Here is a 14,871-nt window from a genome sequence, read left to right as displayed (position 1 = left end):
TTACTTTTTATCCTAAGCTTCCGATTTTACTCTTCAGCTACTTCTTCTAATTGCTTGCGGCGTGCTTCGTGTGCCTCGTGCGCTTCCATGGTGGTTACAAAGAGATCTTCGTACTCACGCATGCCCGTACCAGCCGGGATACGCTTACCTACGATGACGTTCTCTTTCAGACCGTTGAGGAAGTCCATTTTGGCACCGATTGCTGCTGTGCTCAGTACCTTAGTCGTTTCCTGGAAGGAAGCGGCAGAAATCCAGCTTTCCGTACCCAGTGAAGACTTAGTGATACCCTGCAGGAGCGAGCTTGATGTCGCAGGCACTGCATCGCGGTATTGCACCAGCTCGAGGTCATTGCGGCGCAGCTGAGAATTTTCTTCCCGCAGCTGACGCAAAGTCACGAGTTGTCCGGGGCGCAGCTTGTTAGAGTCGCCAGACTCGGTAACGACTTTCTTATCGAAAATCCAGTCGTTCTGCTCCAGGAATTGGTACTTCTCAACCGCTTCGCCTTCGAGGAAGCTGGTATCACCCGGATCCTCGATTTGCACGCGGCGCATCATCTGACGCACGATCACCTCAATGTGCTTGTTGTTGATGGTGATACCCTGTGCCCGGTATACTTCCTGTACCCCGTTGACCAGGTAAGACTGTACGGCAAATGGCCCTTTGATATTCAGAATATCGCGTGGCGCAGTTGCTCCATCAGACAGTGGAGTGCCTGCGCGAACGAAGTCACCTTCCTGTACCAGGATGTGCTTGGAAAGACCGATCAGGTACTTACGCTTCTGACCATCTTTCGCTTCGACCATTACCTCGCGGTTACCCCGCTTGATCTTACCGAAGGAGACTACACCGTCGATTTCAGAAACCACTGCAGGGTTGGATGGGTTACGAGCCTCGAAAAGCTCTGTTACCCGTGGCAGACCACCGGTGATATCGGCGATCTTACCCAGCTTACGTGGAATCTTGGCAATCTTCTGACCGGCGCGGATCGTATCACCCTCATCAATAGAAAGGTAAGAGCCCACCGGCAGGTTATAACTCCGCAATTCCTCACCGTCTGCACTTACGATTTTGACAGTTGGGATTTTGCGCTTGTTCTTGCTTTCTACGATCACCTTCTCTGCGTAGCCCGTTTGATCGTCCCGCTCAACACGATAAGTTGAACCTTCTTCAATAGACTCGAACTTGGCTACACCTGAGAATTCAGAGATAATTACGGCGTTGAACGGATCCCAATCCGCAATCATATCTCCTTTCTTGATCTTCTGACCTTCCTTCACGTGCAGGTTAGCACCGTAAGGAACATAGTGGCTCGCGAATTGCTTACCGGACTTGGCGTCCACGATCCGGATTTCACCGGTACGAGACAGAACGATGTCCTTCTCTTCACCAGGTTCTTCCACCATTTCTGTTGTTCGGATACTATCGAATTCGATCTTACCTTCAAACTTGGAAACGATCTCAGATTCTGACTTGGAAACCGATGCGATACCACCTACGTGGAAGGTCCGCAGCGTCAGCTGTGTACCCGGCTCACCGATCGACTGTGCAGCAATGATACCCACGGCATCTCCCGACTCAGCGGTCCGGCCCGTTGCCAGGTTTTTACCATAGCACTTTGCACAAACACCTCGCTTGGTGTCGCATGTGAGTACCGAACGGATCGTTACCGACTCTACTTCCGCCTCTTCTATTCTGGCAGCCATAGCCTCAGTAACATACTCTCCGGCCTTGAGCATAACCTCTTCCGTCTCGGGGTGCAGGACATCATGCAGGATGAAGCGGCCAGCAATACGGGATTTCAAATCCTCGACTACTTTGTCGTTATCCAGAAGTGCGGTGGTTTCTATGCCACGCAAGGTGTTGCAATCATCCTCATGGATAACCACGTCCTGGGCAACATCCACAAGACGACGTGTCAGGTAACCTGCATCAGCCGTCTTCAGGGCGGTATCCGCCAGACCCTTACGGGCACCGTGGGTAGAGATAAAGTACTCCAGTACGGACAGACCGTCTACGAAGTTGGACAGAATTGGGTTTTCGATAACCGCTCCACCGGTATCACCCGATTTCCGCGGCTTCGCCATCAGTCCACGAAGACCGCACAGCTGCTTAATCTGCTGCTTGGAACCCCGTGCACCGGAGTCCAGCATCATGAATACAGAGTTGAAGCCCTGCTTGTGAGAAGCCAGCTCCTTCATCAGAACATCCGTGATGCGGTTATCCGCATAGGTCCACTTATCGATAATTTGGTTATAGCGCTCGTTGTTGGTGATAAGGCCCATGTTATAGTTATCCCAGACCTCATCTACCTCAGCTTGCGCTTCTTCCAGTGTGTTGATCTTAACAGAAGGCTCGATCAGGTCACCCAGGTTGAAGGACAGACCGCCTTTGAAAGCCCAGAGGAAGCCCATTTCCTTGATCGCATCAAGGAAGGCTGCCGTGACCGCAAAGTCAGTCCGCTCAATGACGTCACCAATGACCCGCTTCAGGTTCTTCTTCGTCAGCAGTACATTGACAAAAGGCACGCTTTTGGGCACGTTTTGGTTAAACATAACCCGTCCGGTAGTTGTATCAATGAGCTTATTGGCCAACTCGCCTTCTTCATTCTCTACCTTCACTCGGACCTTGATTGAAGCATGCAGGTCGAGCTGCCCTTCGTTGTAGGCAATCATCACCTCTTCAGGAGAGTAGAAACGACGACCCTCACCTTTTACTTTGGTCTCTTCGGTGGAGCGGCGCTCTTTAGTAATGTAGTAAAGCCCCAGTACCATATCCTGAGAAGGCAGCGTAACCGGCGACCCGTTCTGTGGGTTAAGCATGTTGTGAGAAGACAACATGAGCACTTGCGCTTCCAGAATTGCGGCGTGGCTCAGAGGCACGTGTACCGCCATTTGGTCACCGTCAAAGTCGGCGTTGAAGGCACCACATACCAGCGGGTGCAGCTGAATCGCCTTACCCTCAATCAGCTTCGGCTGGAAGGACTGAATGGAAAGACGGTGCAGCGTTGGTGCCCGGTTAAGCATAACCGGATGCCCTTTCAGTATATTTTCGAGGATTTCCCAGATGATAGGGTCCTTACGGTCTACAAGTTTCTTAGCAGATTTTACCGTCTTCACAATACCGCGCTCGATCAACTTACGGATCACAAATGGCTTGAACAGCTCAGCTGCCATCGCCTTAGGGATACCGCACTCGTGAAGCTTAAGCGTTGGGCCTACAACGATCACCGAACGGCCGGAATAGTCCACACGCTTACCGAGCAGGTTTTGACGGAAACGCCCCTGCTTACCTTTAAGAATATCACTCAGCGACTTCAATGCCCGCCCGCCCTCAGCTTTCACAGCGTTGGATTTACGGGAGTTATCGAAGAGAGAATCCACAGCTTCCTGTAGCATCCGCTTCTCGTTACGCAGAATTACTTCAGGCGCTTTGATTTCGAGCAAGCGCTTGAGACGATTATTTCGAATAATCACCCGGCGGTAGAGGTCATTCAGGTCAGAACTCGCGAAGCGGCCACCATCCAACGGCACCAGAGGGCGCAGTTCAGGTGGTACAACCGGCAAGTACTGAATGATGGTCCATTCCGGACGATTTTCAATACGGGTCAGTCCATCGCGGAAGGCTTCCACTACCCGAAGGCGCTTCAGAGCCTCGGACTTACGCTGCTGCGAAGTTTCATTGGCAGCCTGATGGCGCAGGGCGAAGGACAACTGATCCAGCTCAAGTCGCATCAACAGGTCACGGACAGCATCCGCTCCCATCTTAGCGATGAACTTATTGGGGTCCTCATCGTCCAGCATTTGGTTGTCCTGCGGCAGGGTATCCAGAATTTCCAGGTACTCTTCTTCCGTCAGGAGGTCCATTTTAGCTACGCCTTCTTCTTCTTTCACACCTGGCTGAATCACTACATAACGCTCGTAGTAGATGATACTTTCCAGCTTCTTGGAAGAAAGCCCAAGCATATACCCAATCTTGTTGGGCAGTGATTTGAAGAACCAGATGTGTACCACAGGGACCACCAGCTTGATATGGCCCATGCGCTCACGGCGGACTTTCTTTTCCGTCACCTCCACTCCACAACGGTCACAAACAATACCCTTGTACCGGATACGCTTGTATTTACCGCAATAGCACTCATAGTCTTTTACCGGTCCGAAGATGCGTTCGCAGAACAGACCATCACGCTCCGGTTTATAGGAGCGGTAGTTGATCGTTTCCGGCTTCAGCACCTCACCGTATGAACGCTCCAGAATTTCATCCGGAGAAGACAGGCTAATGGTGATACTGTCGAAGTTTTGGGTCTGAATATTATTCTGTTTCTTAAAGGACATATGGTATTGTTGGTATGGGGCAGCAACAGGGCTGCCCCAGTGAAACAATCTTATTTGTTAGGCTGCAGCAACAGCATGACCTAGTCGAACTTCACATCCAGTGCCAGGCCGCGAAGCTCGTGCACCAGTACATTGAACGACTCCGGAATGCTTGGGTCCGGCAGTGGGTCGCCTTTCACAATAGACTCGTAAGCCTTTGCACGCCCGTTGATGTCGTCCGACTTGATGGTGAGCAACTCCTGCAGGATGTTGGCTGCACCGAATGCCTCGAGTGCCCATACCTCCATCTCACCAAAACGCTGACCACCAAACTGTGCTTTACCACCTAGTGGCTGCTGCGTGATGAGGGAGTATGGCCCGATGGAACGTGCGTGCATCTTGTCATCCACCATGTGCGACAGCTTCAGCATGTAGATCACACCTACTGTGGCTTGCTGATGGAAACGGTCGCCGGTCTCGCCATCGTAAAGATACGTCTGACCAAGGCTTGGCAATCCGGCCTGCTGAATGTACTCATCGATCTCCTCCTTGCTGGCACCATCGAAGATTGGCGTACCAAACTTCATTCCCAGCTTCTCACCTGCCCAGCCCAGTACGGTCTCGAAAATCTGTCCGAGGTTCATACGGGAAGGTACACCCAGTGGGTTCAGCACGATATCAACCGCTGTACCATCTTCCAGGAACGGCATATCTTCAATACGCACAATCCGGGAAACGATGCCTTTGTTACCGTGGCGACCTGCCAGTTTATCTCCTACACGAAGCTTACGCTTTTTAGCCATGTAGACTTTTGCCAGCTTAAGTACGCCTGCGGGCAGCTCATCACCAATGCTGATGTTGAACTTCTCGCGCTTATAACGGCCAACTTCCTCGTTCACTTTGATGCTGTAGTTGTGCAGCAGCTTAGCTATCAGACCGTTCGTGTCGTCATTGTCTGTCCAGTTCGTGTAGTCAACACTTGTGTAGTCAACTTCGCGCAACTGAGACTGTGTGAACTTGGTCCCTTTAGGAATAATAGGCTCGTTGTAGATGCTCTTCACGCCCTGAGAAACCTTGCCTTTGATCAGGATCAGCAGCTTGTCAATCAGGATGGTCTTGAGCTCGTTGAGCGCAATCTTGTGCTGGTCTTCCAGCTTCGTGAGCAATTCTTTCTCCTGTGCTTTCTGGACTTTATCCTTTTTGGCACGGGCAAAGAGTTGCTTATCGATAATTACACCTTTAGTGGAAGGAGGTGCTTTCATAGAGGCATCCTTCACATCACCGGCCTTATCACCGAAGATCGCACGGAGAAGCTTTTCTTCCGGAGTTGGGTCAGACTCTCCCTTAGGAGTAATCTTACCGATCAGGATATCGCTTTCACGCACCCATGCACCAACCCGGATGATACCGTTTTCGTCGAGGTCTTTGGTGGCTTCTTCACTGACGTTTGGAATATCGTTAGTCAGCTCTTCCTCACCGAGCTTGGTGTCCCGGACATCCATTTCGAAGTGTTCGATGTGGATGGAAGTGAAGATATCCTCGCGGACTACACGCTCAGAGAGTACAATAGCATCCTCGAAGTTGTAGCCTTTCCATGGCATGAATGCCACTTTCAGATTCTGCCCCAATGCCAGTTCGCCTTTCTCGGTAGCGTAGCCGTCACAAAGGATTTGTCCCTTCGTAACGCGCTGTCCGCGCTTTACAATCGGCTTCAGGTTAATACTTGTCCCCTGGTTCGTCCGGCGGAACTTGATCAGCTTGTAAATCTTCCGGTTGTCTTCGAAGGAAACTAATTGCTCCTCGTCGGTCCGGTCGTAGCGGATGATGATTTCATTCGCATCAACGTATTCCACCACGCCATCTCCTTCAGCGTTGATCAGCATACGGGAGTCACGAGCCACTTTACCTTCCAGTCCTGTACCCACAACTGGTGAGTGCGGGCGCAGCAGTGGAACGGCCTGACGCTGCATGTTTGACCCCATGAGGGCACGGTTGGCGTCATCGTTCTCCAGGAAAGGGATCATAGAAGCCGACACCCCAACAATCTGGTTAGGCGCAACGTCCATGTACTCTATTTCATCGGGCGCAAGTACGGGGAAGTCACCGTGTTCACGGCACTTAATACGATCAGACTCAAAGGCTCCTTTTTCCGTGATTGGAGCGTTCGCCTGAGCGATCCGCTTAAAGTCTTCGCCCTCAGCTGACAGGTATTCGGGTTCCAGTTTTACCTCTACGGACCCGGAAGTCACTTTCCGGTAAGGGGTTTCGAGGAAGCCCATCTTATTCACCTTCGCGTGAACGCAAAGGGTGGAAATCAGACCAATGTTTGGCCCTTCCGGTGTCTCAATAGTACATAGACGGCCGTAGTGAGAATAGTGAACGTCACGTACCTCAAAGCCGGCACGCTCTCTGGAAAGACCGCCTGGCCCGAGGGCAGAAATACGCCGCTTGTGCGTAATTTCAGACAGCGGGTTGGTTTGATCCAGGAACTGAGACAACTGACTGGTTCCGAAGAACGAGTTAATCACAGAAGATAAAGTCCGTGCATTGATCAGGTCAATTGGCGTAAAGACCTCGTTATCCCGAACATTCATACGCTCACGGATGGTACGGGCCATACGGGCCAGACCTACACCGAACTGCGCATAAAGCTGCTCGCCCACCGTACGCACGCGGCGGTTGCTCAGGTGATCGATGTCATCAATTTCTGCTTTCTGGTTGATCAGGCTAACCAGATACTTCACGATAGAGATGATGTCTTCGCGAGTAAGTACCAGCGTTTCCTTATCAATATCCAGTTTCAGCTTGCGGTTGATCTTGTAGCGCCCCACTTCCCCGAGGTTGTAACGCTTATCGGAGAAGAACAGCTTATCGATGATACCGCGGGCAGTTTCTTCATCGGGTGGATCTGTACCGCGCAGCTGTCGGTAGATATACTGCACCGCTTCCATTTCAGAACTGGAAGGGTCTTTTTGCAGTGTATTGTATATAATGGAGTAATCCTGGTCAATTTCATCCTTTTGCAGGATAACCGTTTCGGTTTCTGCATTGAGGATAAGCTCAATATTGTCCTCGTCGAGTACAATATCCCGCTCCAGGATAATTTCATTCCGCTCAATGGTAACCACTTCACCGGTATCCTCATCTACGAAATCCTCAGACCAGCTTCGCAGTACCCGGGCAGCCAGCTTACGCCCGATAGCTTTTTCGAGCCCGTCGCGGGTAGCAGGTACTTCGTCTGCAAGGTCGAAGATATCGAGAATGGCTTTATCCGTATCATACCCGATCGCCCGCATCAGCGTCGTTACCGGGAACTTCTTCTTACGGTCGATGTAAGCATACATCACCGTATTGATGTCGGTGGCGAATTCCATCCATGCGCCCTTGAAGGGGATCACACGGGCAGAATAGATCTTGGTTCCGTTGGGGTGGAAGCTTTGCCCAAAGAATACCCCTGGCGAACGGTGAAGCTGTGACACTATGATCCGTTCAGCACCATTGATCACGAAGGTACCCTTAGGTGTCATGTAAGGGATGTTCCCGAGGAATACATCCTGCACGATGGTTTGGAAATCCACGTGCTCTTCGTCATTACAAGACAGGCGCAGCTTAGCTTTCAGCGGCACACTATAGGTAAGCCCTCGCTGCATACACTCATCGATGGTGTAGCGGGGAGGGTCAACGAAGTAATCGAGAAATTCCAGAACGAAAATGTTTCTGGCATCCGTGATAGGGAAATTCTCCTGAAAAACCTTATAAAGTCCTTCGTTCATACGATTTTCAGGGGTTGTTTCCAACTGGAAGAACTCCTGAAAAGACTTTAACTGGATTTCAAGAAGATCGGGGTATGGTGAGGGAAGCTTTATTTTGCCGAAGTTCACTCTCTTCTCTTCGGCGGTCAATACCTTACCGTTTGACGTCATTGGCAATATTGTTTGTGTTCTTGGCAGTCAAGAGCTTTCTCTCAAAAGCAGCCGCTGTAATAATACCCAAAATTATGGAAAAAGTTCAATTTTCGTGAACTTATCTATACGACGATAGGCTTAGCCAGTTGGAGACCAACTCGCTAAGCCTTGAGGGGAGAGGAATAAGCTGTTTCCAAAAGGGAACCTGCTTACTCCCCTTCCTTTGTATGTGCTGATTACTTCAGCTCAACTTCAGCACCGGCGCCTTCCAGTGCTTCCTTGATTTTTTCAGCCTCTTCCTTAGGCACACCTTCTTTGATGGTACCAGGAGCGCCGTCAACCAGTTCTTTCGCTTCCTTCAGACCGACGCCAAGCAAGCCTTTCACTTCCTTAACGACTTTCAGTTTGCCTGCACCAGCAGACTTCAGGATAACGTCGAACTCAGTCTTTTCTTCAGCAGCTGCACCGCCTTCGGCTGCGCCACCACCTGCAGCAACTGCAACAGCTGCAGCAGCAGGCTCAATGCCGTATTCCTCTTTCAGGATGTTAGCCAGTTCGTTGACCTCCTTAACAGTGAGGTTGACCAGCTGTTCTGCAAATTCTTTCAGATCTGCCATTGTAAGATAATTTTTGAAGTAGTGTACGTTTAAAAATATATTGTGCGTACAGCTTGGAAGCCGTATGGATTGGGCGGCCCCACAGGGGGCTGCCAGGTTGAATTACGCCGCGCGCTCTTCCAGTGCCTTGAGCAGACCAGCAATGGTCTGACCTCCAGACTTGAGGGAGCCGATAACGTTCTTCGCAGGAGACTGCAGCAATGAAATAACCTCTGCCAACAGGTCTTCCTTCGATTTGAGGTTCGCCAGTGCTTCGAGCTGATCGTCACCGATATAAACATCAGATTCGATATAAGCTGCTTTGAGCGCAGGCTTCTCACCGTCTTTGCGGAATTCCTTAATCAGTTTTGCAGGCGCATTTGCGGTCTCTGTAAACAGGATCGCTGTATGCCCCTTAAGTGCCTGATGAAGTTCTTCGTAATTCTTTTCCCCGGAAGCAGCTTCGAGGGCTTTCTTGATGAGGGTGTTTTTCACCACCTTCATCTCCACGCCCTTCTCGAAGCACATGCCGCGGAACTTATTGATTTGTTCTACCGTAAGCGTAGAAGAATCTGCGAGGTAAAAGTATTCTACCCCGGATAGTTTCTCCTTCAACGCCTCAATGGTAGCTGTCTTTTCTGCTCTAGTCATTGCTCTTCGGTTTTGAAAAGTTTACTTAACCAATGTTTTTGGCGTCTACCCGAATACCGGGGCTCATCGTGCTTGCCATCGTTACATTGCGCATGTAAGTACCCTTAGCAGATGCCGGGCGCATACGGCTCAGTGTGCCGAGCAGTTCCTTCGCATTTTCAGCCAGCTTTTGTGGCTCAAAGGACACGCGGCCAATGGAAGCGTGAATGATACCATATTTATCTACGCGGAAAGAAATCTTGCCGCCTTTTACGTCTGATACTGCCGCAGCAACATCCGGAGTAACCGTCCCTGTCTTAGGGTTTGGCATCAAACCACGGGGACCAAGAATACGGCCGAGCCGACCGACCTGAGCCATTGTCTGTGGCATCGCCACGACAACATCAAAGTCAGTCCAGCCACCCTGTACTTTCTGAACCAGCTCATCGAGTCCGGCATAGTCTGCACCAGCGGCTTTTGCTTCTTCTTCCTTGTCAGGAGTACAGAAAACCAGTACGCGCTTGGTCTTACCGGTACCATGAGGCAGCACTACAGTGCCACGGATAGCCTGATCTGCCTTTCGTGGGTCTACGCCCAAACGAACATGCAAATCAACGGAAGCGTCAAACTTTGTCGTATTGACTTCTTTTACGAGTGCCGCGGCTTCATCGAGCGTGTAGCTCTTGCTACGATCGACTTTTGCTTCAGCAGCAGCTCGTTTTTTTCCAACTTTTGCCATTGTGAAATATTTTGAGGTGAATAGCGTCCAGGTGTCATGCCTGAACTCCCTGCTTAAAAATGTTTTGCTAGTTCTCAGCAGCAGCTGCCGCTGCTTCTTCCTCAGTCATCCAGGGTGGTGTGCCTTTAACAACGATACCCATACTGCGGGCAGTACCTGCAACCATCTTCATCGCGGATTCCACTGTGAAGCAGTTGAGGTCTGTCATTTTGTTTTCAGCAATTGCTTTGCAATCGTCCCAGGTTACCGTACCGACTTTGTCACGGTTAGGCTCAGAAGAACCTTTCTTAAGCTTAGCTGCGTTGAGAAGCTGTACCGCCGCCGGTGGTGTTTTGATTACGAAGGAGAAAGACTTGTCCTTAAACACCGTGATCACAACCGGCAATACCTGCCCCTGCTTGTCCTGTGTCTCCGCGTTGAAACGCTTACAGAACTCCATGATGTTGACCCCCTTAGCACCAAGAGCCGGACCTACCGGAGGAGCGGGATTAGCAGCACCACCACGAACCTGCAGCTTGATAAAAGTATCTATTTCCTTAGCCATTGTATCTCGCTTTAAAAATATTTGGGGCTACGTTGCTTAGGGGAAGCTCCTGCATTCCGGTTGCATCAGTCGGAAAACAGGGACAAAAGCGTGTAGCTAAAATTACAATCCAGTTATGAGGTCTTCTCTACCTGCATGAAGTTGAGCTCAACTTCCGTACCTCTGCCAAAGATTTTAACAATAACCTTTAGCTTCTTCTTCTCATCATTCACTTCCTGAATGTCTCCAACAAATTCGCTGAACGGACCATCAATGATCTTTACTGTCTCGCCAACGATAAATGGCTCGATCATGGCTTCGCCTGCCTCCTGCGACTCATCCACTTTGCCCAGCATACGGTTGGCCTCGGAAGGGCGCATGGGGATAGGGTTATTCTTACCCAAAAAGTGAATGACATTTGGAATATTGGCGATGGTTTGAATGATCTCACCAGACAACCTGGCAGGGATAGCTTCAATCAGGATATAGCCAGGAAGGATATTCCGCTCGGAAATCACTTTTTTCCCGGCACGGATTTTATATACCTTTTCAGTTGGTACCAGTACCTGCGTAATGAAGTCTGCCCATTTTGAGCGGTCGATTTCAAGCTCAATACGTTCCTTGATCTTACGCTCTTTACCACTAATAACACGAAGAGAGTACCACTTTTTATCAGGGCCCGTAGACTCTAATGGTTCATTAGTGATTTCTTCTTCTTCGATATGCTTTTCGTTGTCCTCAGACATCATTACGGATTATCCTGAAAAATTAGAGCTATAGATCTGGTCCAGTACGCCCTTGGACACTACATCCATGAGGAAAATAACCAGTGCGAGCAGAATTGAAGCCACCAAAACGACGACTGTGCTGCTCTGCAGGTTTGACCATGATGGCCAGGTTACCTTAGTAACAAGCTCATTATAGCTCTCTAGAATGTACAATTTCAACCTTTCCATCTTACCTCGCTTGTTAAGTTGAAGCCTAAAATTATTTTTTCCAATTTACAGGGACGTCCCATAGCACAACTATCCGCTGTATCTATGGGATTCATAATGAATTTACCCTGTAAATTTTGCCAGCCATTAGCAGGTAATTCCTGCGTCCTCCGGCTTAGCACTTGCACGGGCAGGAGGACTTCCCGGTCGTGCATCTGTAAGGTCGCTATCGCTCCCAACAGCTGCATCACCGGGATCGTATTTCTGCGTCCTCCGGCTTAGCACTTGCACGGGCAGGAGGACTTCCCGGTCGTGCATCTGTAAGGTCGCTATCGCTCCCAACAGCTGCATCACCGGGATTGTATTCCTGCGTCCTCCGGCTTAGCATTTGCACGGGCAGGAGGACTTGAACCCCCAGCCTACGGTTTTGGAGACCGTCGCTCTACCAGTTGAGCTATGCCCGTGTGTGGAAGAAGACCGAGTTGAACACAACCCAGTCTTCCTCACTTATTTCAAGACTTGCTTACAGGCGATAAACCTGTACAAGTTTCGTTCGAAAGTTGCTTAGTCGATAATCTCAGTTACCTGACCGGCACCTACGGTACGACCGCCTTCGCGAATCGCAAAACGCAGACCTTTCTCCATTGCGATGGTGTTCAGCAGCTTCACTTCGAGTGAAACGTTGTCACCAGGCATTACCATCTCAACACCGTCTGGCAGATTCACATCACCAGTTACGTCAGTGGTACGGAAGTAGAACTGTGGGCGGTAGCCGTTGAAGAATGGCGTGTGACGGCCACCTTCTTCCTTGCTCAGTACGTAAACCTCGCACTTGAAGTGTTTGTGAGGCTTAACAGAACCTGGCTTACAGATTACCATACCACGCTTGATGTCGTTCTTGTCGATACCACGCAGCAGCAGACCAGCGTTGTCACCAGCTTCACCACGAGTCAGGATCTTACGGAACATTTCCACACCTGTGATAGTGGAAGTCAGTGGCTTCGCGTCATCAGCCATCATACCGATGATCTCAACGGGATCACCAGTGTTGATAACACCACGCTCGATACGGCCTGTAGCAACAGTACCACGACCTGTGATAGAGAATACGTCCTCGATAGGCATCAGGAAGTCCTTATCGATTGCACGCTCCGGCTCAGGAATATCTGAGTCAACAGCAGCCATCAGGTCAAGGATTTTCTGACGTGCGTCAGCATCTCCTTCGAGTGCCTTCAGTGCAGAGCCCTGGATGATAGAAGCGTTGTCGCCGTCGAATTCGTACTGATCAAGCAGCTCACGAACTTCCATCTCAACGAGCTCAAGCATTTCCTCGTCATCAACGAGGTCAACTTTGTTCATGAAGACAACGATGCTAGGTACACCTACCTGGCGAGCGAGCAGGATGTGCTCACGAGTTTGTGGCATTGGACCGTCGGTAGCAGCCACAACAAGGATCGCACCGTCCATCTGAGCAGCACCAGTAACCATATTCTTTACGTAGTCAGCGTGACCTGGGCAGTCAACGTGAGCGTAGTGACGGTTTTCTGTTTGGTACTCTACGTGTGCCGTATTAATGGTGATACCACGCTCCTTTTCTTCTGGAGCAGCATCGATAGAGTCATAGTCTTTCTTCTCAGCGAAACCCGCGTCGGCCAATACGTTTGTGATTGCCGCAGTAAGCGTCGTCTTACCGTGGTCAACGTGACCGATAGTACCCACGTTCAAGTGGGGTTTCGTTCTTTCAAAAGTTTCCTTAGCCATCGGTAATCAAATTTTTGATGCGAAATTTTAGTAATGAATCAGAATAAAGTACCGTTCACTAAAGTGAGCCAATGAGGGGAATTGAACCCCTGACCCCTTCCTTACCATGGAAGTGCTCTACCCCTGAGCTACATTGGCTTAACTTTTACATTCATGAAGCTTGCACTTCCATCCTGCTACTCTTGCCAGAGTAACTTCGGTATCAGGCAGACGCTCCTTGCCGTGACCGGCTTATTTTTTGTGCCTGCCTAAGCAAGACACTTATCAATATTTCAGAAGAAGAAGATCAGGTTACCTTATTCTGATGAAGGGCACTCCCCTATTCTTCATGTTTTCCCAGCAGTCTGGGAAAATTAGAGCGGGCGACGAGACTCGAACCCGCGACCCTCAGCTTGGAAGGCTGATGCTCTACCAACTGAGCTACACCCGCTTTTCTAACTTTTCAAATGCTGCGATCCCTTTGCAGGGACCAGAAACAGCAAAACGCCTTAGCTACCTTCGTAGCATTGGCGAAAATTTCAGTTGGAACTGAAATGGTGGGGGTGATAGGATTCGAACCTATTCAGACAAAGTCACCAGATTTACAGTCTGGCCCGGCTCTCCAACTCCGGCGCACCCCCGTTTGCTTCCCAAAAACTTCTGAAAAAGCCTCCGGAAAGCAGTTTGTGTTTTAAAGCGATTTTGCTGCTTTTGAGCCAGCAGAGGGATTCGAACCCCCGACCCGCTGATTACAAATCAGCTGCTCTGGCCAACTGAGCTATGCTGGCTTATGACTCATTGTACAGCAACTTTTACACCGGAAAAGTGGTTGGTAACACCCTTCCTGAAATCGCCCCGCAAAGATAATTGAAAGAATCAAATCCGCAAGCGGTAAAACACTTTTTTTTTAGCCTGTCAAACATCGCTTTTGGATCATTTTCTCAAAGCGATTGCAAAGATACAACTTTTGTCAATATTCAAAAAGCTCGTTCACTTTTTTTGGTACTTTTTTTCAGTTGCCCGGCAAAGTTAGCAATTCCCGGACAACCTGCAATACCATTAGTCTATAGAATCGGAAAAAGTTCCCCGTTAAATAACTTGCGCCGCTTGAGCCTTAACCCAAGCGGCGCAAATAACCCCATCCTTTATACATCAGGCTTACAACAGAAAGCCTGATCTTGCGGCTTAAGCCGATTTGCGACGGAGGCGGTCTTTGTACCGGATCAGTTGCCGGCGCATCGTCGAGGCAGCACCGTCTACTGAGGACTCAAAAGTTTTGGCGGATTCCCGCACAAATAAAGTATCTCCGGGGACACTTATGCTGAGCTCTGCGATCTTGTCTTTGACCTGACCGGAGTTTTCCAGTTTCAGCGTCACCTTAGCTTCGATAATCCTGTCAAAATATTTTTCCATCTTCTGTAGCTTCTGTTCGATAAAATCGATGAGTTTCTGGTCGGCTTTGAACGATACTGCTTCTGTTTGAACTTTCATAA

12 protein-coding genes and 5 tRNA genes are annotated in these 14,871 nt (G+C 49.8%); 1 reads left to right on the top strand and 16 read right to left on the bottom strand.

All coding sequences use genetic code 11. The features are described 5' to 3' along the window. Positions 1-26: 26 nt before the first annotated feature. From rpoC to ACO08I_RS25305, 15 genes are all read right to left on the bottom strand, one after another. Positions 27-4,331 (bottom strand): DNA-directed RNA polymerase subunit beta', encoded by a 4,305-nt coding sequence (gene rpoC / locus ACO08I_RS25375; protein ID WP_421947496.1) that lies wholly within the window; start codon positions 4,329-4,331, stop codon positions 27-29. 80 nt (positions 4,332-4,411) lie between these two features. Beyond that, positions 4,412-8,233 carry a DNA-directed RNA polymerase subunit beta gene (gene rpoB / locus ACO08I_RS25370; RefSeq protein WP_044222976.1) on the bottom strand — a complete coding sequence of 1,274 codons (3,822 nt, stop codon included), beginning with the start codon at positions 8,231-8,233 and terminating at the stop codon, positions 4,412-4,414. 218 nt (positions 8,234-8,451) lie between these two features. Next, the gene (gene rplL, locus ACO08I_RS25365; protein ID WP_044222973.1) at positions 8,452-8,832 is read right to left on the bottom strand and encodes a 50S ribosomal protein L7/L12; all 381 of its coding nucleotides are present in this window, start codon (positions 8,830-8,832) and stop codon (positions 8,452-8,454) included. A 102-nt stretch (positions 8,833-8,934) separates the two neighbouring features. After that, positions 8,935-9,462: a 50S ribosomal protein L10 gene (rplJ, locus tag ACO08I_RS25360; RefSeq protein WP_044222970.1), complete on the bottom strand. Its 528-nt coding sequence runs from the start codon at positions 9,460-9,462 to the stop codon at positions 8,935-8,937. 25 nt (positions 9,463-9,487) lie between these two features. Then, positions 9,488-10,180, bottom strand: a complete 693-nt coding sequence (gene rplA / locus ACO08I_RS25355; protein WP_044222967.1) for a 50S ribosomal protein L1 — start codon at positions 10,178-10,180, stop codon at positions 9,488-9,490. Between the two features lie 67 nt (positions 10,181-10,247). Beyond that, positions 10,248-10,724, bottom strand: a complete 477-nt coding sequence (gene rplK / locus ACO08I_RS25350; protein WP_044222964.1) for a 50S ribosomal protein L11 — start codon at positions 10,722-10,724, stop codon at positions 10,248-10,250. 113 nt (positions 10,725-10,837) lie between these two features. Next, on the bottom strand, positions 10,838-11,452 hold the full coding sequence (nusG, locus tag ACO08I_RS25345; RefSeq protein WP_238578293.1) for a transcription termination/antitermination protein NusG: 615 nt from the start codon (positions 11,450-11,452) through the stop codon (positions 10,838-10,840). A 6-nt stretch (positions 11,453-11,458) separates the two neighbouring features. Beyond that, positions 11,459-11,659: a preprotein translocase subunit SecE gene (secE, locus tag ACO08I_RS25340; protein WP_421947495.1), complete on the bottom strand. Its 201-nt coding sequence runs from the start codon at positions 11,657-11,659 to the stop codon at positions 11,459-11,461. Positions 11,660-11,785: 126 nt separating this feature from the next. Continuing rightward, positions 11,786-11,989 carry a hypothetical protein gene (locus ACO08I_RS25335; protein ID WP_421947494.1) on the bottom strand — a complete coding sequence of 68 codons (204 nt, stop codon included), beginning with the start codon at positions 11,987-11,989 and terminating at the stop codon, positions 11,786-11,788. Between the two features lie 40 nt (positions 11,990-12,029). Continuing rightward, a tRNA-Trp gene (locus ACO08I_RS25330) sits at positions 12,030-12,102 on the bottom strand. Between the two features lie 100 nt (positions 12,103-12,202). After that, positions 12,203-13,399 (bottom strand): elongation factor Tu, encoded by a 1,197-nt coding sequence (gene tuf, locus ACO08I_RS25325; protein WP_044222958.1) that lies wholly within the window; start codon positions 13,397-13,399, stop codon positions 12,203-12,205. 66 nt (positions 13,400-13,465) lie between these two features. Beyond that, positions 13,466-13,537: transfer RNA gene (locus ACO08I_RS25320), tRNA-Thr, on the bottom strand. Between the two features lie 219 nt (positions 13,538-13,756). Further along, positions 13,757-13,829, bottom strand: a tRNA-Gly gene (locus tag ACO08I_RS25315). 104 nt (positions 13,830-13,933) lie between these two features. After that, a tRNA-Tyr gene (locus ACO08I_RS25310) sits at positions 13,934-14,019 on the bottom strand. Positions 14,020-14,092: 73 nt separating this feature from the next. Beyond that, positions 14,093-14,166 (bottom strand) — tRNA-Thr (locus ACO08I_RS25305). Between the two features lie 79 nt (positions 14,167-14,245). On the opposite strand from ACO08I_RS25305, the gene ACO08I_RS25300 reads away from it, so the two are divergent. Beyond that, positions 14,246-14,554: a hypothetical protein gene (locus ACO08I_RS25300; protein ID WP_421947493.1), complete on the top strand. Its 309-nt coding sequence runs from the start codon at positions 14,246-14,248 to the stop codon at positions 14,552-14,554. A 9-nt stretch (positions 14,555-14,563) separates the two neighbouring features. On the opposite strand, the gene hpf is transcribed toward ACO08I_RS25300, so the two are convergent. Next, complete coding sequence (gene hpf / locus ACO08I_RS25295; RefSeq protein ID WP_044222956.1) at positions 14,564-14,869, bottom strand: ribosome hibernation-promoting factor, HPF/YfiA family; 306 nt, start codon at positions 14,867-14,869, stop codon at positions 14,564-14,566. Positions 14,870-14,871: the final 2 nt, after the last annotated feature.

The sequence above is a fragment of the Phaeodactylibacter xiamenensis genome (genome assembly GCF_965229835.1).
In the GTDB taxonomy this organism is placed as follows: domain Bacteria; phylum Bacteroidota; class Bacteroidia; order Chitinophagales; family Saprospiraceae; genus Phaeodactylibacter; species Phaeodactylibacter xiamenensis.
The sequence above is the reverse complement of the archived record's forward strand: the minus strand, read 5'-3'. Positions and strand labels throughout refer to the sequence as shown.

Coding starts and splice junctions, on each gene's coding strand:
- rplA (WP_044222967.1), bottom strand. CDS start 10,180: ATGGCAAAAGTTGGAAAAAAACGAGCTGCTGCTGAAGCAAAAGTCGAT.
- secE (WP_421947495.1), bottom strand. CDS start 11,659: ATGGAAAGGTTGAAATTGTACATTCTAGAGAGCTATAATGAGCTTGTT.
- rpoC (WP_421947496.1), bottom strand. CDS start 4,331: ATGTCCTTTAAGAAACAGAATAATATTCAGACCCAAAACTTCGACAGT.
- tuf (WP_044222958.1), bottom strand. CDS start 13,399: ATGGCTAAGGAAACTTTTGAAAGAACGAAACCCCACTTGAACGTGGGT.
- nusG (WP_238578293.1), bottom strand. CDS start 11,452: ATGATGTCTGAGGACAACGAAAAGCATATCGAAGAAGAAGAAATCACT.
- hpf (WP_044222956.1), bottom strand. CDS start 14,869: ATGAAAGTTCAAACAGAAGCAGTATCGTTCAAAGCCGACCAGAAACTC.
- rplK (WP_044222964.1), bottom strand. CDS start 10,724: ATGGCTAAGGAAATAGATACTTTTATCAAGCTGCAGGTTCGTGGTGGT.
- rplJ (WP_044222970.1), bottom strand. CDS start 9,462: ATGACTAGAGCAGAAAAGACAGCTACCATTGAGGCGTTGAAGGAGAAA.
- rplL (WP_044222973.1), bottom strand. CDS start 8,832: ATGGCAGATCTGAAAGAATTTGCAGAACAGCTGGTCAACCTCACTGTT.
- rpoB (WP_044222976.1), bottom strand. CDS start 8,233: ATGACGTCAAACGGTAAGGTATTGACCGCCGAAGAGAAGAGAGTGAAC.
- ACO08I_RS25335 (WP_421947494.1), bottom strand. CDS start 11,989: ATGCAGCTGTTGGGAGCGATAGCGACCTTACAGATGCACGACCGGGAA.